General features: G+C 67.4%; 20 protein-coding genes and 7 tRNA genes. 9 read left to right on the top strand and 18 right to left on the bottom strand.

Going from position 1 to position 22,886, the window contains the following annotated elements; all coding sequences use genetic code 11:
• Nucleotides 1–139: 139 nt before the first annotated feature.
• Entirely contained in the window at nucleotides 140–1,516 is a 1,377-nt protein-coding gene (radA, locus tag WS95_RS10560; RefSeq protein WP_059823752.1) for a DNA repair protein RadA, read from the bottom strand.
• Between the two features lie 11 nt (nucleotides 1,517–1,527).
• Complete coding sequence (alr, locus tag WS95_RS10555; RefSeq protein WP_034207680.1) at nucleotides 1,528–2,598, bottom strand: alanine racemase; 1,071 nt, start codon at nucleotides 2,596–2,598, stop codon at nucleotides 1,528–1,530.
• Between the two features lie 218 nt (nucleotides 2,599–2,816).
• Between alr and lplT the strand changes: the two genes are divergently transcribed.
• Both lplT and thiD read left to right on the top strand, forming a co-directional pair.
• Nucleotides 2,817–4,124: a lysophospholipid transporter LplT gene (gene lplT, locus WS95_RS10550; RefSeq protein ID WP_034207681.1), complete on the top strand. Its 1,308-nt coding sequence runs from the start codon at nucleotides 2,817–2,819 to the stop codon at nucleotides 4,122–4,124.
• 58 nt (nucleotides 4,125–4,182) lie between these two features.
• The gene (thiD, locus tag WS95_RS10545) at nucleotides 4,183–4,992 is read left to right on the top strand and encodes a bifunctional hydroxymethylpyrimidine kinase/phosphomethylpyrimidine kinase (RefSeq protein WP_034207682.1); all 810 of its coding nucleotides are present in this window, start codon (nucleotides 4,183–4,185) and stop codon (nucleotides 4,990–4,992) included.
• 18 nt (nucleotides 4,993–5,010) lie between these two features.
• On the opposite strand, the gene WS95_RS10540 is transcribed toward thiD, so the two are convergent.
• The 4 genes from WS95_RS10540 to tsaB are packed head-to-tail and all read right to left on the bottom strand — an operon-like array spanning nucleotide 5,011 to nucleotide 8,249.
• Nucleotides 5,011–5,976, bottom strand: a complete 966-nt coding sequence (locus WS95_RS10540; RefSeq protein WP_059823750.1) for a DUF1853 family protein — start codon at nucleotides 5,974–5,976, stop codon at nucleotides 5,011–5,013.
• Nucleotides 5,973–6,998 (bottom strand): uracil-DNA glycosylase, encoded by a 1,026-nt coding sequence (locus WS95_RS10535; RefSeq protein WP_059823871.1) that lies wholly within the window; start codon nucleotides 6,996–6,998, stop codon nucleotides 5,973–5,975. Before WS95_RS10535 ends, WS95_RS10540 begins: the two co-directional genes overlap by 4 nt.
• Entirely contained in the window at nucleotides 6,985–7,485 is a 501-nt protein-coding gene (rimI, locus tag WS95_RS10530) for a ribosomal protein S18-alanine N-acetyltransferase (RefSeq protein WP_034207684.1), read from the bottom strand. The genes WS95_RS10535 and rimI overlap by 14 nt, the downstream gene beginning before the upstream one ends.
• A complete protein-coding gene (gene tsaB / locus WS95_RS10525) occupies nucleotides 7,482–8,249 on the bottom strand; it encodes a tRNA (adenosine(37)-N6)-threonylcarbamoyltransferase complex dimerization subunit type 1 TsaB (protein WP_059780836.1) in 768 nt (255 codons plus the stop codon). Before tsaB ends, rimI begins: the two co-directional genes overlap by 4 nt.
• Nucleotides 8,250–8,396: 147 nt before the next feature.
• Between tsaB and WS95_RS10520 the strand changes: the two genes are divergently transcribed.
• From WS95_RS10520 to aceA, 3 genes are all read left to right on the top strand, one after another.
• On the top strand, nucleotides 8,397–8,666 hold the full coding sequence (locus WS95_RS10520) for an acyl-CoA-binding protein (protein WP_034207686.1): 270 nt from the start codon (nucleotides 8,397–8,399) through the stop codon (nucleotides 8,664–8,666).
• A 357-nt stretch (nucleotides 8,667–9,023) separates the two neighbouring features.
• A complete protein-coding gene (locus tag WS95_RS10515) occupies nucleotides 9,024–10,565 on the top strand; it encodes a DEAD/DEAH box helicase (RefSeq protein WP_059823748.1) in 1,542 nt (513 codons plus the stop codon).
• A 400-nt stretch (nucleotides 10,566–10,965) separates the two neighbouring features.
• On the top strand, nucleotides 10,966–12,273 hold the full coding sequence (gene aceA, locus WS95_RS10510; protein WP_012328776.1) for an isocitrate lyase: 1,308 nt from the start codon (nucleotides 10,966–10,968) through the stop codon (nucleotides 12,271–12,273).
• Nucleotides 12,274–12,483: 210 nt separating this feature from the next.
• Here the strand turns inward: aceA and WS95_RS10505 are convergent, their stop codons facing one another.
• On the bottom strand, nucleotides 12,484–12,918 hold the full coding sequence (locus WS95_RS10505) for a universal stress protein (protein ID WP_034207688.1): 435 nt from the start codon (nucleotides 12,916–12,918) through the stop codon (nucleotides 12,484–12,486).
• 156 nt (nucleotides 12,919–13,074) lie between these two features.
• Nucleotides 13,075–13,980, bottom strand: coding sequence for a LysR family transcriptional regulator (locus tag WS95_RS10500; RefSeq protein ID WP_034207689.1), 906 nt, complete (start codon nucleotides 13,978–13,980; stop codon nucleotides 13,075–13,077).
• Nucleotides 13,981–14,135: 155 nt separating this feature from the next.
• On the opposite strand from WS95_RS10500, the gene WS95_RS10495 reads away from it, so the two are divergent.
• The gene (locus WS95_RS10495) at nucleotides 14,136–14,897 is read left to right on the top strand and encodes a haloacid dehalogenase type II (protein WP_034207690.1); all 762 of its coding nucleotides are present in this window, start codon (nucleotides 14,136–14,138) and stop codon (nucleotides 14,895–14,897) included.
• A 65-nt stretch (nucleotides 14,898–14,962) separates the two neighbouring features.
• Complete coding sequence (gene aceB / locus WS95_RS10490) at nucleotides 14,963–16,555, top strand: malate synthase A (RefSeq protein WP_059823869.1); 1,593 nt, start codon at nucleotides 14,963–14,965, stop codon at nucleotides 16,553–16,555.
• Nucleotides 16,556–16,682: 127 nt separating this feature from the next.
• Here aceB and WS95_RS10485 read toward each other — a convergent pair whose 3' ends face one another.
• Nucleotides 16,683–17,096 (bottom strand): gamma-glutamylcyclotransferase family protein, encoded by a 414-nt coding sequence (locus WS95_RS10485; protein WP_034207692.1) that lies wholly within the window; start codon nucleotides 17,094–17,096, stop codon nucleotides 16,683–16,685.
• Between the two features lie 269 nt (nucleotides 17,097–17,365).
• Between WS95_RS10485 and WS95_RS10480 the strand changes: the two genes are divergently transcribed.
• Complete coding sequence (locus tag WS95_RS10480; protein ID WP_034207693.1) at nucleotides 17,366–18,247, top strand: AraC family transcriptional regulator; 882 nt, start codon at nucleotides 17,366–17,368, stop codon at nucleotides 18,245–18,247.
• Nucleotides 18,248–18,272: 25 nt separating this feature from the next.
• On the opposite strand, the gene WS95_RS10475 is transcribed toward WS95_RS10480, so the two are convergent.
• The 9 genes from WS95_RS10475 to gltX form a co-directional block, all read right to left on the bottom strand.
• On the bottom strand, nucleotides 18,273–18,737 hold the full coding sequence (locus tag WS95_RS10475) for a GNAT family N-acetyltransferase (RefSeq protein WP_034207694.1): 465 nt from the start codon (nucleotides 18,735–18,737) through the stop codon (nucleotides 18,273–18,275).
• 350 nt (nucleotides 18,738–19,087) lie between these two features.
• Nucleotides 19,088–19,164 (bottom strand) — tRNA-Asp (locus WS95_RS10470).
• Nucleotides 19,165–19,237: 73 nt separating this feature from the next.
• Nucleotides 19,238–19,313 (bottom strand) — tRNA-Glu (locus tag WS95_RS10465).
• Between the two features lie 64 nt (nucleotides 19,314–19,377).
• Nucleotides 19,378–19,454 (bottom strand) — tRNA-Asp (locus WS95_RS10460).
• A gap of 80 nt (nucleotides 19,455–19,534) precedes the next feature.
• Nucleotides 19,535–19,610, bottom strand: a tRNA-Glu gene (locus tag WS95_RS10455).
• A gap of 63 nt (nucleotides 19,611–19,673) precedes the next feature.
• A tRNA-Asp gene (locus tag WS95_RS10450) sits at nucleotides 19,674–19,750 on the bottom strand.
• Nucleotides 19,751–19,827: 77 nt separating this feature from the next.
• Nucleotides 19,828–19,903, bottom strand: a tRNA-Glu gene (locus WS95_RS10445).
• Nucleotides 19,904–20,041: 138 nt separating this feature from the next.
• Nucleotides 20,042–20,117: transfer RNA gene (locus tag WS95_RS10440), tRNA-Ala, on the bottom strand.
• A gap of 127 nt (nucleotides 20,118–20,244) precedes the next feature.
• Entirely contained in the window at nucleotides 20,245–21,654 is a 1,410-nt protein-coding gene (gltX, locus tag WS95_RS10435) for a glutamate--tRNA ligase (protein WP_059823746.1), read from the bottom strand.
• A gap of 275 nt (nucleotides 21,655–21,929) precedes the next feature.
• Here gltX and WS95_RS10430 point away from each other — a divergent pair, with 275 nt between their 5' ends.
• Nucleotides 21,930–22,847 (top strand): patatin-like phospholipase family protein, encoded by a 918-nt coding sequence (locus WS95_RS10430; protein ID WP_034207696.1) that lies wholly within the window; start codon nucleotides 21,930–21,932, stop codon nucleotides 22,845–22,847.
• Nucleotides 22,848–22,886: the final 39 nt, after the last annotated feature.

Raw genomic sequence — 22,886 nt, 5'->3', positions numbered from 1 at the left:
GGTTCGACATTCCGGCAAAGGATAGGGAAAAGCGATGTCCGGCGGGTTACAGCAGCCTACATATTCTTTACGGTGAATTACGCGACAGATCGTCCGGCGACGCCCAGCCCGCGCGCGCCGGATGCTCATCCGAGATCGCTCATTCGAGATCGCGCACGCGGTCGATCGCCTGCTCGAGCCGCTCGACGGCCATCACGTTCAGCCCTTCGATCGCCTGTTTCGGCGCATTCGCCTTCGGAATCAGCGCGGACGTGAAACCGAGCTTCGCCGCCTCGCGCAGCCGTTCCTGCCCGCGCGGCGACGGCCGGATCTCGCCTGCCAGCCCCACCTCGCCGAACACGATCAGCCCTTTCGGCAGCGCCTTGTTGCGCATCGACGAGTGAATCGCGAGCAGCACCGCGAGGTCGGCGGCCGGTTCGGTGATCTTCACGCCGCCGACCGCATTCAGGAACACGTCCTGGTCGAAGCACGCGATGCCCGCGTGCCGGTGCAGCACCGCGAGCAGCATCGCGAGCCGGTTCTGCTCGAGGCCGACCGCGAGCCGGCGCGGGTTCGGCACGTGCGCCGTATCGACGAGCGCCTGGATTTCGACGAGCAGCGGGCGCGTGCCTTCCTGCGTGACGAGCACGCACGAACCGGGCACGACCTGCTCGTGCTGCGACAGGAACAGCGCGGACGGGTTGGCTACGCCGCGCAGCCCGCGCTCGGTCATCGCGAACACGCCGAGCTCGTTGACTGCGCCGAAGCGGTTCTTGAACGCACGCACGAGCCGGAACGACGAATGCGTGTCGCCCTCGAAATACAGCACCGTGTCGACGATGTGCTCGAGCACGCGCGGGCCGGCCAGGTTGCCTTCTTTCGTCACGTGCCCGACCATGATGATCGCGGTGCCCGACTGTTTCGCGATGCGCGTGAGCTGCGCCGCGCATTCGCGCACCTGCGCGACCGAGCCCGGCGCCGACGTGAGCGCGTCCGAATAGACGGTCTGGATCGAGTCGATGACGGCCACGTCCGGCCGCTCCGCATCGATCGCGGCCTGGATCTTCTCGAGCTGGATCTCGGCGAGCAGCTTCAGTTCGGCCGCCGGCGCGCCGCCGTCCAGCAGCGCGAGCCGTTGCGCGCGCAACGCGATCTGCGCGGCCGATTCCTCGCCGCTGATATAGAGCGCGCGCCGCTCGCTCGCGATATCCGCGAGCGACTGCAGCAGCAGCGTCGACTTGCCGATGCCCGGATCGCCGCCGATCAGCACGACGCCGCCGGGGACCAGCCCGCCGCCCAGCACGCGGTCGAATTCGCCGATGCCGGTCGAGAAGCGCGGCACGTCGGCGGCCTCGATGTCGACGAGACGCTGCACCGGCGCCCGCTTCGCGAGCGACTGGAAACGGTGCGCAGCCGACGACTCGGCGACCGATTCGACGAGGGTGTTCCAGGCCTGGCACGACGGGCACTGGCCCTGCCACTTGGGGGTCTGTCCGCCGCACTCGCTGCAGACGTAAACGGTTTTCTGTTTGGCCACGCGCGACGCCCTTATTCCGCTCGCACCGGCACGCGCGCGGCGATCGCGCACATCAGCTCGTAGCCGATCGTGCCGCAATGGCGCGCGACGTCGTCGATCGGCAGCGCGTTGCCCCACAGCTCGACGCGCGCGCCGACGCCGGCCTGCGGGCACGGCGTCAGGTCGACGGTGATCATGTCCATCGAGACGCGACCGACGATCCGCGTGCGGATGCCGTCGACGATCACGGGCGTGCCTTCCGGCGCGACGCGCGGATAACCGTCCGCGTAGCCGCACGCGACGACGCCGATTCGCATCGGCGCCTGCGCGGAGAACGTCGAGCCATAGCCGATCGCCTGGCCCTTCGCGATCGTCTGCACCGCGATCAGCTCGGACGCGAGCGTCATCGCGGGCTTCAACCCCGTGTCGGCGATATCGGACGACAACCCGGACGGCGACGCCCCGTACAGCACGATCCCCGGCCGCACCCAGTCGAAGTGCGTGTCCGGATGCCACAACACGGCCGCCGAATTCGCGAGACTGCGCGCGCCGGCGATGTTTTCCGCGCCACGCTCGAACGTCGCGAGCTGCTCGGCGACGCCGCGCTCGTTGTCCGCGTCCGAAAAATGGGTCATCAACGTGATCTGGCCGATGCCCGGGCACGCGCGCGCGCGCTCCCAAGCGGCACGATACTTCTCCGGCGCGTAGCCGAGCCGGTTCATTCCGCTGTTCATCTTGAGCTGCACGTTGACGGGCTTCGACAGCCGCGCCGTCTCCAGCATCCGCATCTGCTCGTCGTTGTGGACGGTCGTCGTCAGGCTGTAGCGGTCGATCACGTCGATGTCGGTCGAGCGGAAGAAGCCTTCGAGCAGCAGGATCGGGCCGGCCCAGCCGAGCTCGCGCAGCTTCACGGCCTCGTCGAGGTCGAGCAGGCCGAAGCCGTCGGTGCCGCGCAGGCCCGGAAACGCGCGAGCGAGACCGTGGCCGTACGCATTGGCCTTGACGACCGCCCAGACCTTGGACGGGCCGGCAAAGCGGCGGACGACGGAGAGATTGTTCGCGAGAGCGGCGGTGTGGATGGTGGCGGAGATCGGGCGCGGCATGGGAAATTTACGTAAAGACGCTTGCGAATCATCAGCTTACCGCGCCTTTTGAGCACCGAAGCCGGCAATTTGCGGAACGATCGGGGAATCTTGCTAGTCCGAATTCGCGTATTTTCATGTTATAAAGCCGTGCGCACAACCCATTTCGAACGGAATAAGCCGATCGCATACCAGGCGGCCTACGCGGCCCTGCCGCAGCGACGAAAGCATCGCATCAGATGAAAAAAGGTTTTTACACCATCATGGCCGCGCAGTTTTTCTCGTCGCTGGCCGACAATGCGCTTCTCATCGCCGCCATCGCCCTGCTGAAAGACCTCCACGCCCCCAATTGGATGACACCGCTGCTGAAGCTGTTCTTCGTGTTGTCGTACGTGGTGTTGGCGGCGTATGTCGGTGCGTTCGCGGATTCGCGCCCGAAGGGCCGCGTGATGTTCATCACCAACTCGATCAAGGTGGTCGGCTGCATGATCATGCTGTTCGGCGCCCACCCGCTGATCGCATACGGGATCGTCGGCTTCGGCGCGGCGGCCTACTCGCCCGCCAAGTACGGGATTCTCACCGAACTGCTGCCGGCCGACCGGCTGGTCGCCGCGAACGGCTGGATCGAAGGCACGACCGTCAGCTCGATCATCCTCGGCACCGTGCTCGGCGGCGCGCTGATCAGCCCGCACATCGCCTCGCACGTGATCGCGCACACGCCCGACTGGATCGGCACGCCCGCCGAAGCCGCGATGGCGATCATCATGGCGATCTACGTGATCGCCGCGCTGTTCAACCTGCGCATTCCCGACACGGGCGCCCGCTATCCGAAGCAGGAACGCGGCCCGGTCAAGTTGCTCACCGATTTCGCCGACTGCTTCATGGTGCTCTGGCGCGACAAGCTCGGCCAGATTTCGCTCGCGGTCACCACACTGTTCTGGGGGGCCGGCGCGACGCTGCAGTTCATCGTGCTGAAATGGGCCGAGGTGTCGCTCAACATGTCGCTGTCCGAAGGCGCGATCCTGCAGGCCGTGGTCGCGGTCGGCGTCGCGGGCGGCGCGATCGCCGCCGCCGCCCGGATTCCGCTGAAGAAGTCGCTGACCGTGCTGCCCGTCGGCATCGTCATGGGCATCGCGGTGATGCTGATGGCGTTCTACACGCGCGACCTGTTCCCGTCGCACTGGGCCGTGCACTTCGGCCACCTGCGCCTGCCGTTCTACCTGATCGTCGCCTACGTCTTCCTGATCGGCGTCGGCGCGCTGTCCGGCTACTTCGTCGTGCCGATGAACGCGCTGCTGCAGCATCGCGGCCACGTGCTGCTGTCGGCCGGCCATTCGATCGCGGTGCAGAACTTCAACGAGAACCTGTCGGTGCTCGTGATGCTGTGCCTGTATGCGGTGCTCGTGTGGCTCGACGTGCCGGTCGGCGTCGTGATCGTGCTGTTCGGCACGTTCGTCTGCCTGACGATGTGGCTCGTGATGCGCCGCCACCAGGCGAACCAGCGTCAGTTCGACTCGGTCGCGCTGATCGGCGAATCGCGGCACTGACGCTACACTCTCCGTTTTCGTCCGCCGGCGCCGGTCCTCGAACCGGCACGTTGCCCTCATGACGCACCCGATACCCAACATCCTGACGATCGCCGGCTCCGATTCGGGCGGCGGCGCAGGCATCCAGGCCGACCTGAAGACGTTTTCCGCGCTCGGCGCGTACGGCGCGAGCGCGATCACCGCGCTGACCGCGCAGAACACGCGCGGCGTGACGGGCGTGCATGCGCCGGACGCCGCCTTCGTGACCGCGCAACTCGACGCGGTGTTCGACGACATCCGCATCGATGCGGTCAAGATCGGGATGCTCGCCAACGCGGCGATCGTGCACGCGGTGGCCGACGCGCTGCGCCGTTATGCGCCGCGCTTCGTCGTGCTCGACACGGTGATGATCTCGAAGAGCGCCCACGCGCTGCTCGCGCCCGATGCCGTCGACGCGCTGCGCGACACGCTGCTGCCGCTCGCGACGGTCGTCACGCCGAACCTGCCCGAAGCGGCCGCACTATTGAACGATGCGCCCGCGTCCACCGAAGACGACATGGTCCGGCAAGGCCAGGCGTTGCTGCAAACGGGCGCGCGCGCCGTGTTGATGAAGGGTGGCCACCTGCCCGACGCGTCCGCGAGCCCCGACTGGCTCGTCGAAGCGACACGCACCGTGCGGCTCGAAGGCGCGCGCTTGCCGGTCGGCAACACGCACGGCACCGGCTGCACGCTGTCGTCGGCGATCGCCGCGCTGCTGCCGCAGCAGCCCGATCTGGAAAGCGCGGTACGCGACGCCAAGACCTACCTGACCGGCGCGATCGCCGCGAGCGGCCACCTCGACGTCGGCCACGGCGTCGGCCCGGTCCATCACTTTCATCGCTGGTGGTAAGCGCGGGCTGACGCGGCGTCAGCGATCCTGCGCCGCGAACGCCTGCGCGCGCCCCGGCCAGTCGTCGGGCACGACGAAACCGCGCGCCGTCTCGCGCCACGTGCCGTCGGCACCCTTTTCATGGATGCAGATCAGGTCGGGCGCCTGGCGCGCCGCCAGCACGGGCGGCAGTTCTAGTGCGCTCGCCAGCGGCTCGGGCTGGACACCCGCGCCGGCGGCGGCACGCCGCGGCGCCAGCCACGCCAGCCTCGGCAACACGCTCCATGCCGCGCCGTCACGCTGCGCGGCCACCCACGCCGGCCACTGCGCGTGCGTCAACCAGAAACCGCGCGGGTGATCCGGCGCGATTTCGGCGGACACCGGCGAGACCGGTGTGCCGTACGGATGGAACAGCCAACCCTTGATAAACATCTGCGCGTCGGACGGCGCGCCGTAGCCGAGCCGGGCAAAGCCGTCGTGTTCGCCGAGCCGCAACTGGTGATCGAGCAGCCGGCTGCGCTTGCGGTCGAACCGATCGACGAGATTGGGGCCGACGAAGTCGGCGAGCGACGCGCCGTCGCGCACCGGCGCGCACAGATAGCACTTCACCGCGAGCTCCCAGTGCAGGCGCCGGCCATCCGGCGCGTCGACGAGAAAGTCGACTTCGCCGAGCGTGCGGCCGTTGCTGCGCAGCGGCAGATTGGCCGCGACGAGCCGCAGCGACGGCCCGTGCGTCAGAAAATACTCGAGCAGGCATTCGGCGTAGCGTCCGAGCCGGGTGGGCCGAAACCCGTCGAGCGCGCGATGCAGCGGCTCGGGCCGCGCATCGAGCGCGGCGAGCCACCCTTCGACGGCCGCTTGCCCGGCCGCATCCGGCCATGGGTGGGCGAGCGGTGCGCCCGGCACCGCGGTGAGCAGGCTCGGGCTGGCCAGCAGCCAGCCCAGGTCGCGCACCGCGACGTCATGCAGCGTATCGACGAACGCGCACGCCGCGCCGGTCGTCATTGCCCGGTCGGGCCGTTCGCGTCGGCGCCTTCCGCACGCCGGAACGTGTCGCGCGCGAGGCACAGGTCGGCCCACGCCTTGGACTTGTCCTGCAGGCTGCGCAACAGGTAGGCCGGGTGGTAAGTGACGATCACCGGCACGCCCTCGTACGCATGCACGCGGCCGCGCAGCGACGCGATGCTCGCGTCCGTCTTCAGCAGCGTCTGCGCGGCAAAACGGCCGAGCGCGACGATCAGCTTCGGTCTCACGAGCGCGACCTGGCGCTGCAGATAAGGCTCGCAGCTCGCGACCTCGTCCGGCTCCGGGTTGCGGTTGCCGGGCGGCCGGCACTTGATCACGTTCGCGATGTACACGTTGTCGCCGCGCTTGAGCGACAGCGACTGCAGCATGTTGTCGAGCAGCTTGCCGGCCTGGCCGACGAACGGCTCGCCCTGCTTGTCCTCGTTCTCGCCCGGTGCTTCGCCGATCAGCATCCAGTCCGCTTCGCGGTCGCCTACGCCGAACACGGTGTTGGTCCGCTTCTCGCACAGACGGCACAGCGTGCAGTCCGCCACGCGCGCGGCCAGGGCATCCCAGTCGAGCGCGGCGACCGGTGTGCCGGCGGGACGCGATTCGGCGGGCGGCACGCCATCGCCCTGCGGCGCCGCATCGAACCATGCGAAATCGTCGTCCCCGGCGGGCGACGTATCAGCCTTCGGCGGCACCGTATCGGACAATGCGGCCGAATCGGACGGCACAGCCTGCGCGGGCGGGCGATCGCCATCGACGACACCGTGCGCCGGCGCCCGCGACTCGCGAGCCGGCAAGCCACCGGCAGCGCCACGCGCGACGGCCGCTGGCGCGTCGTCCTGCTCCGGCGCACGCGCCGGCCGATCGGCCGCGACGACGGAACCGACCTCGGCCGTCGCGGTTGCCGCGACGGCAGGCGCGTCGGCTGCCGCGCCCTCGCCCGCGCGTTGCCCGCGCCGTACCCAGATCTGCGCGAGGCCCAGTTCCTCGAGCGCCGCTTCAGCCCACGCCATGCGCATCCCCCTCGTCCTTGTTCAGCGTCAGACGCATCACGATCGCGTCCTCCCGGCTGCGATGCTTCGCCGGATAGTAGTTCTTGCGCCGGCCGATCGTCACGAAGCCGAAGCGCTCGTACAGACGGATCGCGCGCGGATTGGACGGCCGCACCTCGAGCAGCACGCCGTCGAGCCGCTCCGCGCGCGAAATGCGCACCGCCTCGCGCAGCAGCGCGAGGCCCGCGCCCGCATGTTGCGCGGCCGGCGCGACGCACAGGTTCAGCAAATGCATCTCGTCGATCACGGGCATCAGCACGCAATAGCCGACGAGCGACCCGGTCACGTGCCGCAGGCACACGCCCAGATAGCCGTTGCGCAACGAATCCTCGAAATTGCCGCGGCTCCACGGGAATTCGTACGCGACGCGCTCGATCGCGACGACCTCGTCGAGATCGGCGTCCGTCATCGGCGCCAGATAGCGGTCGCTCAACAGGACACCCGTCATCCGTTCGCTCCGCCCGTCTGCGCGGCCCGTGCCGCGATGCGCTCGGCCGTGGTCTGCGCGACCTTGTCGCGTACGTATTCGGGCGCGGCCTGGTCGGCCGGCACCGCACGCCCCGCGCGGAACGCGCGCAGCGCGGCATGCGCGACCGCCAGCGCATGCGGCAGCGCATCGCCGTCGATCGCGGCGGCCCGTGCGGCGGCCGGCAATTGCGCGCCGAACGCCGCGGCCGCATTGCCGGCGAGGACGAACGGCGCGTCGGGTACGCCGACGGCACCCGGTGCGTCGAGCGACGCCGGATGCACCGTGCGCCAGTCGCCGGCGCCGTCGTCCCACGCGAAATCCGCCCAGTAGGCTTCGTCCATCCGTGCGTCGAGCGCGGCGAGCACGCGGACCGTGCCGGGCGCGCGCAGCCGCGCGTGCTCGGCGCACGCGAGCAGCGTGCCGATCGGCACGACCGGCAGCCCGCTCCCGAATGCGAGGCCCTGGGTAATGCCGGTCGCGGTCCGCAGGCCCGTGAACGAGCCGGGGCCCGCGCCGAACGCGATCGCGTCGCAATCGGCGAGCGTCAGCCCGGATTCGGCGAAGAGTTCCTGGATCGCCGGCAGCACGCGCGTGCTCGATACGGCGCCCGTCGGCTCGTGACGGACCCAGGTTTGCGGGGTGGAAACGGCGTCATCGGCCGGGGCCGAGCGCAGCAGCGCGACCGAGCAGTATTCGGTCGACGTATCGATGGCGAGGAGCACTGTTTGCGTCATGGCCGACATTGTAATGCGCCGCCCCGCTCCCACGGGCGATCGGGTCCGATCTGTGCGCACGCGCGGCGCCGGCCGCGGTTTGGAAGGATCGCTCGACCCCGCGCGACGGCCCGCTTGTTAAGATCGGCCGATCTGAAACCCTTACGGAGACACCCGATGAGCGAACTCACCGCCCGATTCGACCAAGCCCAGATCGACGTCAAGCAACTGACGGAACGGCCGGGCAACCTGACCCTGCTGCGCCTGTACGCGCTCTTCAAGCAGGCGACCGACGGCGATGCGCACGGCGACAAGCCCGGCTTCACCGACATCGTCGGCAAATACAAATACGATGCGTGGGACGCACTGAAGGGCACGTCGCAAGATGCGGCGAAGCAGCAGTACATCGAACTCGTCGAATCGCTGAAAAACGGCACGGCGTCCTGATCGGATCGCCCGCGCCGCAATCGGCAATCAAATCAGTGGCGCAGCGCAGCAAATTTCTCTATAATGCGGCCTGCGTCACCTTCCGCGCTCGGCTCGCAAGCCGTTCCGGCCCGACGCCTCGTAGCGTTAAGCTCCAATCCGGTTTAGAACCTGTCCCCTCCTGCTTCGACCCTTGCGGTCGTCAACTAGGCTGGCGGTCCCGCTCCTGAAGCGCGCCGCACCCAAAACAGCTTCTAATGCCTCATCCGCCGACGGTTCGGCGGATTGCACCCGTTTCCCGATTTGCTCGCTGAATCCGACGACTTGGGTATGCGCGATTGGCGCCGACGTTTCACCCACTGTGTTTCAAGGATTGTTATGACTTCGAGCATCAACTCCAGCCCGCTCAACGCGATCGCCGACCAGGCGCTCGGTCTCGACGCCGCCGCACCGGCCGCAGTCGAACCGGCGTCGGACGAGCCGAGCTTCGCGTCGCTCGGGTTGTCGCCGGAGATCGTCTCCGCGCTGCAGGCCGCCGGCTACGTGAAGCCGACGCCGGTGCAGCAGCGCGCGATTCCGGCCGGCATCGCCGGCCGCGACCTGCTGGTGTCGAGCCCGACCGGTTCGGGCAAGACGGCCGCATTCATGCTGCCCGCGATCGAACGTTTCGCACAGCTCCAGAAGACGCAGGCGCAGCAGCCGCGCGCGCCGCGCGAACCGAACCAGGGCGACCGCCGCGTGCGCCGCCCGCAACCCGTCGCGCGCCCGGGCCTGCTCGTGCTGACGCCGACCCGCGAACTCGCGATGCAGGTCACGACGGCCGCATCGACGTACGGCAAGCATCTGAAGCGCCTGCGCACGGTCAGCATCCTCGGCGGCGTCGCCTACGGCCAGCAGCTGATGCTGCTCGCGAAGAACCCGGAAATCCTGGTCGCCACGCCGGGCCGCCTGCTCGATCACCTCGAGCGCGGCCGCATCGACCTGTCGGAACTGAAGATGCTCGTGCTCGACGAAGCCGACCGCATGCTCGACATGGGCTTCATCGAAGACATCGAAACGATCGTCGCCGCCACGCCGGAATCGCGCCAGACGATGCTGTTCTCGGCCACGCTCGACGGCAAGATCGGTTCGCTGACGAGCCGCCTGTTGAAGGACCCGGAGCGCATCGAGATCCAGCAGCGCCTGGAATCGCGCGCGAACATCGCGCAGACCGTCCATTACGTCGACGACCGCGACCACAAGGATCGCCTGCTCGATCACCTGCTGCGCGACGACGCGCTCGACCAGGCGATCATCTTCACGGCGACCAAGATCGACGCCGACCAGCTCGCCGGCCGTCTGGCCGACGCAGGCTTCGAATCGGCCGCGCTGCACGGCGACCTGCCGCAAGGCGCGCGTAACCGCACGATCCGTGCGCTGCGCGAGCGCCGCGTGCGCGTGCTGGTGGCCACCGACGTCGCGGCCCGCGGCATCGACATCCCGGGCATCACGCACGTGTTCAACTACGACCTGCCGAAGTTCGCGGAAGACTACGTGCACCGTATCGGCCGTACCGGTCGCGCGGGCCGTTCGGGTATCGCGGTGAGCCTCGTGCATCATGCCGAGCAAGGCGCGCTCAAGCGCATCGAGCGCTTCGTGCGCTCGCCGCTGCCGGTCAACGTGATCGAAGGTTTCGAGCCGCGCAAGGCTCCCCCGCGCAACGGCGGCAACGGCGGCCGCGGCCGTCCGGGCGGCGGCAACGGCGGTCGTCGTTTCGGCGGCAAGCCGGGCGGCGGTTATGGCGGCAACGGCAACGGCCGCAGCTACGGCGGCGGCAGTGGCGGCGGCTGGAGCGGCAAGCCGGGCGGTAGCCGCGACGGCGGCCCGCGTCGCGACGGTCAGCGCAGCGGCGGCCCGCGCCGCAGCAATTCGGCCTCGTAAGACAAGCACACACGGGCGGCCGGCGGCCGCCCTGCGGATCGGCCACCCGGCCGTCCAGCCAACCGGCGCGTCCACGCCGGTTTTTTTTCGTCTCGCCGTCAATTTCACGATGCGGAAAATTTTTTTGCGTCGTAAAAAATCATGCTGCAAGGCACAAGCCGCACGATTGCGGGATAGGAAAACGCATTTCTTATCTCGAAATCAACTTGGCAAGCTATTGATTAAAAACAACTAAAAAATTCCTCGCTTCCCGAGACAGCCCCTGTTTCGCTCCCGCCTATTTGCCTAGACTCTTATACAAGACTTCGCGAAACGGCATGCACCGCTTCCCCGCTTCGCGAACGGCATCACCACCGTCAGATTCGGCCCGTCACGCCTACACCGCATCAAGGAGCTCATCATGTCGCGTCAGCAACAGGCACAGGAACTGCAGCAGCAATGGGAAACCGATCCGCGCTGGAAAGGCATCAAGCGCAGCTACTTGGCTGAGGACGTCGTCCGCCTGCGCGGCTCGATCCCGATCGAGCACACGCTGGCCAAGCGCGGCGCGGAAAAACTGTGGAGCCTCATCAACAACGAGCCGTTCGTCAACGCACTCGGCGCGCTGACCGGCAACCAGGCGATGCAGCAGGTGAAGGCCGGCCTGAAAGCCATCTACCTGTCCGGCTGGCAAGTGGCCGGCGACGCGAACGTCGCGGGCGAAATGTACCCGGACCAGTCGCTGTACCCGGCGAACTCGGTGCCGCTCGTCGTGAAGCGCATCAACAACACGCTGACGCGCGCCGACCAGATCCAATGGTCGGAAGGCAAGAACCCGGGCGACGAAGGCTACGTCGATTTCTTCGCGCCGATCGTCGCCGACGCGGAAGCCGGCTTCGGCGGCGTGCTCAATGCGTTCGAACTGATGAAGGCGATGATCGAGGCCGGCGCATCGGGCGTCCACTTCGAGGATCAGCTCGCGTCGGTGAAGAAGTGCGGCCACATGGGCGGCAAGGTGCTCGTGCCGACGCGCGAAGCCGTCGCGAAGCTGTCGGCCGCGCGTCTCGCGGCCGACGTGATGGGCACGCCGACCGTGCTGGTGGCCCGCACCGACGCGGAAGCAGCCGATCTGATCACGTCCGACGTCGACGACAACGACAAGCCGTTCCTGACGGGCGAGCGCACGGTGGAAGGCTTCTTCCGCACGAAGCCGGGCCTCGAACAGGCGGTCTCGCGCGGCCTCGCATATGCACCGTACGCGGACCTGATCTGGTGCGAAACGGGCAAGCCCGATCTCGAGTACGCGAAGAAGTTCGCGGAAGCGATCCACAAGCAGTTCCCGGGCAAGCTGCTGTCGTACAACTGCTCGCCGTCGTTCAACTGGAAGAAGAACCTCGACGACGCGACGATCGCGAAGTTCCAGAAGGAGCTCGGCGCGATGGGCTACAAGTTCCAGTTCATCACGCTGGCCGGCTTCCATGCGCTGAACTACTCGATGTTCAACCTCGCGCACGGCTACGCCCGCACGCAGATGAGCGCGTTCGTCGAACTGCAGCAGGCGGAATTCGCGGCAGCCGACAAGGGCTTCACGGCCGTCAAGCACCAGCGCGAGGTCGGCACCGGCTACTTCGACGCGGTGACGCAGACGGTCGAACGCGAAGCGTCGACGACCGCGCTGCATGGGTCGACCGAGGACGAACAGTTCTTCGACGGCAAGAAGGTCGCGTAACACGCGCGGGCGTGACGCCGATGCCGCCGCGTCTCGCGACGCCGCGGCATCGGCCACCGGACAACAATCAGGGAGGAGACGGCAGGCGCGCGAGTCCCATTGCGCGACCGGCCGCGCGGCCTGCGGGCCGCCAGCAACGATGCGCGCCGGCTTCGTCCGGCGCGCCCTTTTTTCGGCGGTGCAGCCGGCCCGGCCACGGCCGGCGCTGCCCTACCGATAGACGATCACCGGAATTTTCGTATGGGTCAGCACGCGCTGCGTCTCGCTGCCGATCAGCAGGCTGCCGAGCCCGCGGCGTCCGTGGGACGCCATGAAGATCACGTCGCAGCCGCCGCGCTCGGCCGCCTCGATGATGCCGAGATACGGCGACGGATGCACGCTCGTCCACGTGTCGCACGCGACCCCGGCCGCCTTCGCGGCCGCTTCCACCTCCTCGAGATGCGCACGCGCCTCGCGCTCGCTGCGCGCGCGGAAATCGGCGGGCGGCTCGATGATCACTTCGGAAAACGGCGAGTACGGGTATTGCGGCAGGCACGCGTAGGCCGTCACGCGCGCGCCGACCGCACGAGCCAGGTCGATCGCACCGTCGATCGCCTTCTTCGACAGTTCGGAACCGTCGGTTGGAACGAGGATGTGCCGGAACATCGCGCCCTCCTTCGTCAATCGCACGCGCGCCGCGGCGCCAGCCGAGCCGGCCGCGACACGGCGTGCATGCCTCTTCCGATTGTAGTGTGCGAAACCGCGCTCACTGCATTGCCAGCGGGTTCGCCCTCATATCGGAAACGCGCGGGCGGGTGTCGCCTACTCGCCCCAATAGCCGGGCCGCTCGTACGTGTGCTTCAGGTAATCGAGAAACAGGCGCACCCGCAGCGGCAGATGCCGGCGCTGCGGAAACACCGCATGGATGCCGATCGGCGGCGCGGCGAACGCGTCGAGCACGCTGACGAGCCGGCCGGCCGCGATGTCCTCGCCGACTTCCCACCACGAGCGCCACGCGAGCCCGTGGCCTGCGAGGCACCACTCGTGCAGCACCGCGCCGTCCGAGCACTCCATCGTGCCGTTCACGCGGATCGACACGACCTTGCCGTCCTCCTGGAACGACCAGCCGCGCTGCTGGTTCGCATTCGCCGCGAGCGCGAGGCAGTTGTGGCGAGCGAGTTCCGCGAGCGTGGCGGGCGTGCCGCGCCGCGCGAGATACGCGGGGGACGCGACGCACACGCGGCGGTTCTCGCCGAGTTTCAGCGACACCAGCGACGAATCGGGCAGCTCGCCGAGCCGCACCGCGCAATCGAACCCCTCGTTGACGAGGTCGACCATCCGGTCGGACAGGTCGAGCGTGACCGACACGTCCGGGTGTCCGACGCTGAATTCGGGCACGAGTGGCGCGACATGGCGCCGGCCGAAGCCGGCCGGCGCGGAAATCCGCAGGTGGCCGCTCGCCTTGACGCCGCCGGCGGACACGCTCGCCTCCGCGTTCTGCATGTCGTTGATGATGCGCTGGCAGTCCTCCAGGAACGCCGAACCCTCGAACGTCAGCGTGAGCTTGCGCGTCGTGCGCACCAGGAGCTTCACGCCGAGCCGCTCCTCGAGCGCGTCGAGGCGGCGGCCGATGATCGCCGGCGCGACGCCTTCCGCGTGCGCGGCCGCCGACAGGCTGCCTTTCGCCGCGACCGCGGCGAACGTTTCGATCTGTTTGAACCGGTCCATGACTCTCGCGAGGGCGGCGTCGCCGCCCTTCAAATAGCTTGAGCCGCCAAGATTAGGTATATGAAAGTAAAAGATCAAGTGATGATTAGCGTCTTTTTTAGCACCTTCGATCACGAATAGAATCGATCCGACCTCTGAAACTGGAGCGCAAGGCTATGTCGGCCACAACGACACTCTCCTCTCCCGACGCCATCCTCTTCGACGCATTCGGCACGTTGTTCGACGTGCGCGCCGTGCTGGCCGCGGCAGAGCAGATGTTTCCCGGTCACGGGGAGCGGCTGTCGCAGCTGTGGCGACGCAAGCAGATCGAATACTCGCAGTTGCGCACGCTCGCCGACCCGGCCGGCGCCCGCTATCGCCCGTTCCGGGACATCACGCTCGATGCGCTGCGGTTCGCCGCGCGCCGGCTCGGGCTCGCGCTGAACGGCGCGGCCGAGAAGCGGCTGATGGACGAATACGCGTGCCTGTCCACCTATCCCGACACGGTGCCCGCGCTGCGCAAGCTGCGCGCGCTCGAGCCGCGCCCGCCGCTCGCGATCCTGTCGAACGGCACCCCGCAAATGCTCGACATCGCGATCAAGAGCGCCGGCATGTCCGGGCTGTTCGATCGCGTGCTGTCGGCCGACACCGTGCGCGCGTACAAGCCGAGCCCGGCCGCCTACGCGCTCGGCACCGCCGCGTTCGGGCCGAACCCGCGCGACATCGTGTTCGTGTCGTCGAACGCATGGGACGTCGCCGGCGCCACCTGGTTCGGCTACACGACGTTCTGGCTCAACCGCACGGGCGCGCCTGCCGAGGAACTCGGCGCGCCGCCTGACGGCACGGGCACCGGCATGGCCGACCTGCTCGCCTTCCTCGCCACCCCGGCTCCGTCCGGCAGACCCGCAAACCGCACGCGCCCCGGCCCGGGTGCATGACGTTCGCCGCTGCCGCCTTCCCCCTTCACCGAAACCGCAACTGACCGACCAAGGAGATGAGACTCATGAGCACCTCGATCACGCTGCCGCAAGGCATGACGATCACCGGCGAAATCAAGCCGGGTTACGAAGCCATCCTGACGCCCGACGCGCTGGCACTCGTCGCGGCGTTGCACCGCACGTTCGAATCGCGCCGCCAGGCGCTGCTGCAGGCGCGCGTCGAGCGCACGAAACGCCTCGACGCAGGCGAGCGCCCCGACTTCCTGGCCGAGACGAAGGCGATTCGCGAAGGCGACTGGACGGTCGCGCCGCTGCCGGCCGACCTGCAATGCCGGCGGGTCGAAATCACGGGCCCCGTCGAGCGCAAGATGATCATCAACGCGCTGAACTCGGGCGCCGATTCGTACATGACGGACTTCGAGGATTCGAACGCGCCGAGCTGGACGAACCAGATCGACGGCCAGATCAACCTGAAGGACGCGGTGCGCCGCACGATCTCGCTCGAACAGAACGGCAAGTCGTACAAGCTGAACGACAAGGTCGCGACGCTGATCGTGCGTCCGCGCGGCTGGCACCTCGACGAGAAGCACGTGACGGTCGACGGCCAGCGCGTGTCCGGCGGCATCTTCGATTTCGCGCTGTTCCTGTTCCACAACGCGAAGGAACTGATCGCGCGCGGCTCGGGCCCGTACTTCTACCTGCCGAAGATGGAAAGCCATCTCGAGGCGCGCCTGTGGAACGACATCTTCGTCGCCGCGCAGGAAGCGATCGGCGTGCCGCGCGGCACGATCCGCGCGACGGTGCTGATCGAGACGATCCTCGCCGCGTTCGAGATGGACGAGATCCTGTACGAACTGCGCGAACACAGCTCGGGCCTGAACGCCGGCCGCTGGGACTACATCTTCTCGGCGATCAAGAAGTTCAAGAACGATCGCGACTTCTGCCTGGCCGACCGTTCGAAGATCACGATGACGGTGCCGTTCATGCGTGCGTACGCGCTGCTGCTGCTGAAGACCTGCCACAAGCGCAACGCGCCGGCGATCGGCGGGATGAGCGCGCTGATCCCGATCAAGAACGATCCGGAAGCGAACGACAAGGCGATGGGCGGCGTGCGCTCGGACAAGCAGCGCGACGCGACCGACGGCTACGACGGCGGCTGGGTCGCGCACCCCGGTCTCGTGCCGATCGCGATGGAAGAGTTCGTCAAGGTGCTCGGCGACAAGCCGAACCAGATCGCGAAGCAGCGCGACGACGTGCAGGTCGAAGGCCGGAACCTGCTCGACTTCCAGCCGGAAGCGCCGATCACCGAAGCCGGCCTGCGCAACAACATCAACGTCGGGATCCACTACCTCGGCGCGTGGCTCGACGGCAACGGCTGCGTGCCGATCCACAACCTGATGGAAGACGCCGCCACGGCCGAGATTTCCCGCTCGCAGGTCTGGCAATGGATCCGCTCGCCGAAGGGCGTGCTCGACGACGGCCGCAAGGTCACGGCCGAACTCGTGCGTGAATTCGCGAAAATCGAACTCGACAACGTGAAGCGCTCGGTCGGCGGCAACACGCAGCCGTACGAGCGCGCGGCGGCGATCTTCGAGCAGATGTCGACGTCGGAAGGCTTCACCGAATTCCTGACGCTGCCGCTGTACGAGGAAATCTGACGACGCCGCCGTTGCGTCGCCGGCCGGCCACGCCGTGGCGGCGGTCGCATGCGACGGCGGCACGAAAAAAGCGCCCCGCGGGGCGCTTTCTTTTTTACGGCTGTCCCGCCGCCCCCCGCAGGCAAGCTCAGGCGGCTTCCTGCTCGCGCCGGTACTGAACCCAGTCGCCGGACGCGATGCGCGGGCGCCCGGCCGCCGCATGCGCGGCAACCGGATAATACAGGCACGCGTACTGCCGGCCGCCGAGCTCGACGGTCACCTCTTCCGGTTTGAACAATGAGTCGACGCCCGGATAGACGCGCTCGATCTCGTCGAGCACCGGGACGAGTTGCTCGTCGACCTCGTAGACGTCGCCCCAGACCAGCGACTTGCCGGCCGGCCCGGCGAGCATGCCCGGGTAGGTGCCGAAATCGTACAGCTCGCCCGGCAGCGCGGCCGCGCCCAGCAGCGTCGGCGCGGCGATTCCGTGGCGGGCGGCCGCCTGGCCGATGTCGTTGGCCTGTCCGGCTCTCAAGGTGCCATAGACGAATACGTGGCGCATCGTGGTTCTCCTCTTCGATTCGTGTGTTGCCGTGTTCGCATGCGATCGGTGTGCGATTGGCGTGCCATTGCGCACGCATCGATAGACCGCGATACCGCCCCGATGGTTCGAACCGCCGGGGGCGCGCGACCGCGGGCGGTCGCCCCGGATTCGCCGGTGCCCACACAAAGTTCATTTGAACCCGGCATGATGGCCCGAAAAACCGCCGCATGCGCTTATGCGGCGCCTTCTAAAATAACGGCATCGCCGCCGCGCCGCCCGAACCGTTCATGAATCCGCCCGCCCAAGCCGACGTATCGAACCCGTACGACGTCATCGACATCCCGCCGGAATTCGCGCCGACGGCCGTCCATCCGATGCGGGTACGCGCACGGCAGGTCGATGCCGGCCGCCGCATTCCGCTGCACACGCATGCATGGGCGCAGCTCGCGTACGCGTCGCGCGGCGTGCTGCGCGTCGCGACGACCGGCACGACCTGGATGGTGCCGCCGTCCCGTGCGATCTGGGTGCCGCCGCACGTGACGCACGAGGTCGTGATCGTCGAAGAAGCCTATTTGCGCACGCTGTATATCGACGAGTCGATCGTGCCGGGCGGGCTCGACGCATGCCGCGTCGTCGAGGTGACGGGGCTGCTGCGCGAGCTGATCGTCGCACTCGATGCGCGCGACCTGAGCGCCGCGCGCGAGCGCCTGCTGTGCGGGCTCGTGCTCGACGAGCTGAGTCATGCCGAACCGTTGCCGCTCGCGGTGCCGATGCCCGACGAGAAACGGCTGCGCCTGCTGTGCGAATCGGTGCTCGCACACCCCGCGCACGCGGAGTCGCTCGAGCACTGGGCGAGCGAGGTCGGCGCGAGCACGCGCACGATATCGCGACTCTTCAAGCAGGAACTGGGCGTGAGCTTTTCGCAGTGGCGCCAGCAGGCGCTGCTCGCGCGGGCGATCCCGCTGCTGAACCAGGGGCGCCCGCTGTCGCATATCGCGCGTGAGCTCGGCTACCAGAGCCAGAGCGCGTTCTCGGCCATGTTCCGTCGTGCGTTCGGCGAAAGCCCGCGCGCGTTCATGCTGCGCGGCTACGAGCATCGAGGCCCGGACGGCGCCGCCGCGGACAGCGAAACGCCAGACGACGACGGCGCGATCGACACGGCCCGCTGATCGCCCGCTCCGGCGCGTCGGACCGTCAGACCGGCCGCACCATGTGGCGGATCGAGCCGAGTTGCGCGAGCCGCGGCCCGGTGACCCGGTAGCCCATGCGCAGGTACAAATGCGCGGCGGGATTGTCGACGAACACGCGCAACTGCAGTTCGTGCAGCCCGCGCGCACGCGCCCAGCGATGCGACATCTCGAGCAGGTAGGTGCCGGCGCCCTGCCCGCGATGGCCGGCCGCGATCTGCACGTCGCGGATATGCAGCGAATCGCCCTCCTCGGTCACGCGCAGCACGCCGATGCGCTCGCCGTCGGCCTCGAGGATGAAGTTCTCGGATTCGCGCCAGCTTGCATAGAACAGATCGCTGCGCCACACGAGCCCATGGCGCTTGTAGTAGCCGCCCATGTTGCCGTGCGTCAACGCTTCGGCATACGGAAAATCGCCGGGCTCCGCGGGCCGGAGCTGATACAGGAGTCGCAGGTCGGTCGGATCGAGCATCGCGCAGGAGTCGGAAACACATCCCCGCCACGATAGCGCAGTCGCATGCGGATGCAATCGCGAATTTCTCGTAGGGCCGCGACATCCGATGCAGCACGCGGCATGGCGGCACGTGCGCTCGGAGGTGCAAGCGAAAAAGCCCGCACGAGGCGGGCTTTTTCATTTTCTGGCGGAGCGGACGGGACTCGCCTACCTGCCGCAGGCCGCGGCTGCGCTTGCAAGCGCAGCCCTTCGAGTCCCGCCGGAAGCCGCGCAGGCGGCTTCCTCCGCCCCGCAGTCACGTGCCCGCTTGCGGGCACGACGAGCGATACCAATGAAAAAGCCCGCACAAGGCGGGCTTTTTCATTTTCTGGCGGAGCGGACGGGACTCGAACCCGCGACCCCCGGCGTGACAGGCCGGTATTCTAACCGACTGAACTACCGCTCCAGTCTTGCTGCTTGCCTGGCAGGCGTCGGTTACTTCCTGCCGGCGCGTCGTTTGTTCGAACGACGCCGAAATCTGGCGTCCCCTAGGGGATTCGAACCCCTGTACTCACCGTGAAAGGGTGATGTCCTAGGCCTCTAGACGAAGGGGACAACGTACTGCTTACATCCTTAACGAGAAAGCCCGTTCAAAAACGCTTTTGAACGGGCTTCGTTCTGGCGGAGCGGACGGGGCTCGAACCCGCGACCCCCGGCGTGACAGGCCGGTATTCTAACCAACTGAACTACCGCTCCAGCTTTTCTGCACCACCGCCCGCAGGATCTCGTCACGTTCCTGCACGCGTTGCGGCACTTCTACGAAACGCCGCTGAATCTGGCGTCCCCTAGGGGATTCGAACCCCTGTACTCACCGTGAAAGGGTGATGTCCTAGGCCTCTAGACGAAGGGGACAACGTACTGCTTACATCTTTAATACAAAAGCCCGCTCAAAAACGTCTTGAACGGGCTTCGTTCTGGCGGAGCGGACGGGACTCGAACCCGCGACCCCCGGCGTGACAGGCCGGTATTCTAACCGACTGAACTACCGCTCCAGCTTTCTTACCCAACCCGCAGGACGTCGGTTACGTTCCTGCAAGCCTGCGACACTTCTACGAAACGCCGCTGAATTTGGCGTCCCCTAGGGGATTCGAACCCCTGTACTCACCGTGAAAGGGTGATGTCCTAGGCCTCTAGACGAAGGGGACAAAATCTTTTCAGATTCGTCTGACTTTCGCTATTTACTTTTCATTCAACAGCGAAGGCCGAAATTCTAACTGCTTTGAATCATTTTGTGAAGCATTTATTACTACCGCTGCTTCGCAAATCAATCCAGCTTGTTCTGTTGGTGGAGGTAAGCGGGATCGAACCGCTGACCTCTTGCATGCCATGCAAGCGCTCTCCCAGCTGAGCTATACCCCCTTGCAGAACAGAAATGAGATTATATGGACCGATTTCGAACTTGTAAATACCCTTTTTACGATTCGCGCGAAATTTTTTGCGAAGCGGTCCGTTCGCTCATCCGCGGACCACTTCGCGCGCACGAACGTCAGGCCAGCGCGGCCTCGATGCGCGACACCACGACGTCGCGGCCGAACAGCACGAGCACCGCATCGATCGACGGCGTGTGCGTCGTGCCCGCCACCAGCAGACGTACCGGCATCGCGAGCTGCGGCATCTTCAGCTTGTGCGTGGCGAGCGTCGCCTTCAACGCGGCGGACACCGCCTCCTTCGTCCAGTCGGCCGCCTTCAGCGCGACGACGAGATCGGCCAGCGCCGGCCGCACCGTATCGGTCACGTGCTGCGCGAGCGCATCGGCGTCGGGCGCCGGCACGCGGTAGAACATCGTCGCGCCTTCCGCGATTTCCTTGACCGTCGTCGCACGGTCCTTCATCAGGCCGATCACCGCGTCGAGCGCGGGACCCGTCGCGATCGCCGCGTCGTCGATGCCGAGCGCGTCGAGGAACGGCTTCGCGAGTTCGGCGAGGCGCGCGTTGTCGGCTTCCTTGATGTAATGCGCGTTCAGCCAGCTCAGCTTGCTGTGGTCGTACTGCGCGGGCGACTTGCCGAGATGCTCGAGATCGAACCATTCGACGAACTGCTCGCGCGAGAAGATCTCGGCGTCGCCGTGCGACCAGCCGAGCCGCGCGAGATAGTTGACGACGGCCTCGGGCAGGAAGCCCGCGTCGCGGTACGCCATCACGCTCATCGCGCCATGCCGCTTGCTCATCTTCTCGCCCTGCTCGTTCAGCACGGTCGGCAGGTGCGCATAGACGGGCGGCTCGCCGCCGAGTGCATTCAGGATGTTGATCTGGCGCGGCGTGTTGTTCACGTGGTCGTCGCCGCGGATCACGTGCGTGATGCCCATGTCCATGTCGTCCACCACCACGCAGAAGTTGTAGATCGGCGTGCCGTCCGGGCGCGCGATCACGAGGTCGTCGAGCTCCTCGTTCGAGATCTCGACACGCCCCTTCACCGCGTCGTCCCACACGACCGTGCCCGTCAGCGGATTGCGAAAGCGCAGCACCGGCTTCACGCCGGCCGGCGGCTCCGGCAGCACCTTGCCGGGCTCCGGACGCCACGTGCCGTCGTAGCGCGGCTTCAGGCCGGCTTCGCGCTGGCGTTCGCGCAGCGCGTCGAGCTCCTCGGCCGACATGTAGCACGGGTACGCGAGGCCCTTCTCGAGCATCTGCGCGAGCACTTCGCGATAGCGGTCCATGCGCTGCATCTGGTAGATCGGGCCTTCGTCGAAATCCAGCCCGAGCCATTGCATCCCTTCGAGGATCGCATCGACCGCTTCCTGCGACGAGCGCTCGACGTCGGTATCCTCGATGCGCAGCACGAACGTGCCTTTCATCTTGCGGGCGAACGCCCACGGATAGAGTGCGGAGCGGATGTTGCCGAGGTGGATGAAGCCGGTGGGACTCGGCGCAAAGCGGGTACGGACAGGACGGGTCATAAACGGTAACTCGAACGCCAGGGGCGCATGAATGATTCGACGCGGGACGACGGCAGCCCCGACAGCAACGGAGCCGGCGACGCCCGGAACGGGAAAGAAGCCGGAATTATACTCGCGCCGGACATCGCGCCAAGCGCACCGCTTGCTTTATGATGTGCGCGCCGCGGCCGCCAGCCGGCCCGGCGCCGGCCGCCCGGAACCCGCTGCGCGGCCGCTCGCAACCTATCGCCGCCGCGGGCGTGTAACCCGCCGCCAAGCCGCCGGAGAACCATTCGATGTCGTCCCCTCGCCTGTCGCGCCGCCACTTCACGATCGCGTGCGCGTCCGCCAGCCTCGCCGCCTGCACGTCCTTCGGCGACAAGTCTCGTCCCGGCACGGCCCTGCCGCAGGAGAAGCCCGTCAAGATCGGCATCGCGCTCGGCGGCGGCGCCGCGCGCGGCTTCTCGCACATCGGCGTGCTGAAGGCGCTCGAGGCGCGCGGCATTCCGGTCGAAATCGTCGCCGGGACGAGCGCGGGCTCGGTGGTCGGCGCGCTCTACGCGTCCGGCATGAGCGCGCTGCAGATCAACAAGATCGCGCTCGACATGGACCAGGCGTCGATCAGCGACTGGGCGCTGCCGTTTCGCTCGCGCGGCCTGCTGCAAGGCGTCGCGCTGCAGAACTTCCTGAACAAGACGCTCAACAACCGGCCGATCGAGAAGATGGCGAAGCCGCTCGGCATCGTCGCGACGGACCTGCAAAGCGGCCAGCCGATCCTGTTCCAGCAAGGCAATACCGGGCTCGCGGTACGCGCGTCGTGCAGCGTGCCGTCGGTGTTCGAGCCGGTGAAGATCGGCAATCGCGAATACGTGGACGGCGGCCTGGTGAGCCCGGTACCGGCGTCGTTCGCGCGCAAGATGGGGGCGAGCTTCGTGATCGCGGTCGACATCTCGGCCCGGCCGGACGGCGCGGCGACCAACAACCCGATCGAGATGCTGCTGCAGACCTTCACGATCATGGGCCAGACGATCAAGACCTACGAGCTCGACAAGTATGCGGACGTCGTGATTCGCCCGAACCTCGCGGCGATGGGCGGCAGCGACTTCAACCAGCGCAACGCGGCGATCCTCGCGGGCGAGGAAGCGGTCGCGCGCATCATGCCGGAACTGCAGCGCAAGCTCGCGGCGGCGCGTGGCGTGGCTGCCACCGCGTAAGCCGCAATAGCGGGGGCGCGTCGCCGGCCGCTTCCCCGC

It is taken from the genome of Burkholderia sp. MSMB1826, assembly GCF_001526325.1.
Classification (GTDB): Bacteria; Pseudomonadota; Gammaproteobacteria; order Burkholderiales; family Burkholderiaceae; genus Burkholderia.
This window is presented reverse-complemented; position numbering and strand designations above follow the sequence as displayed.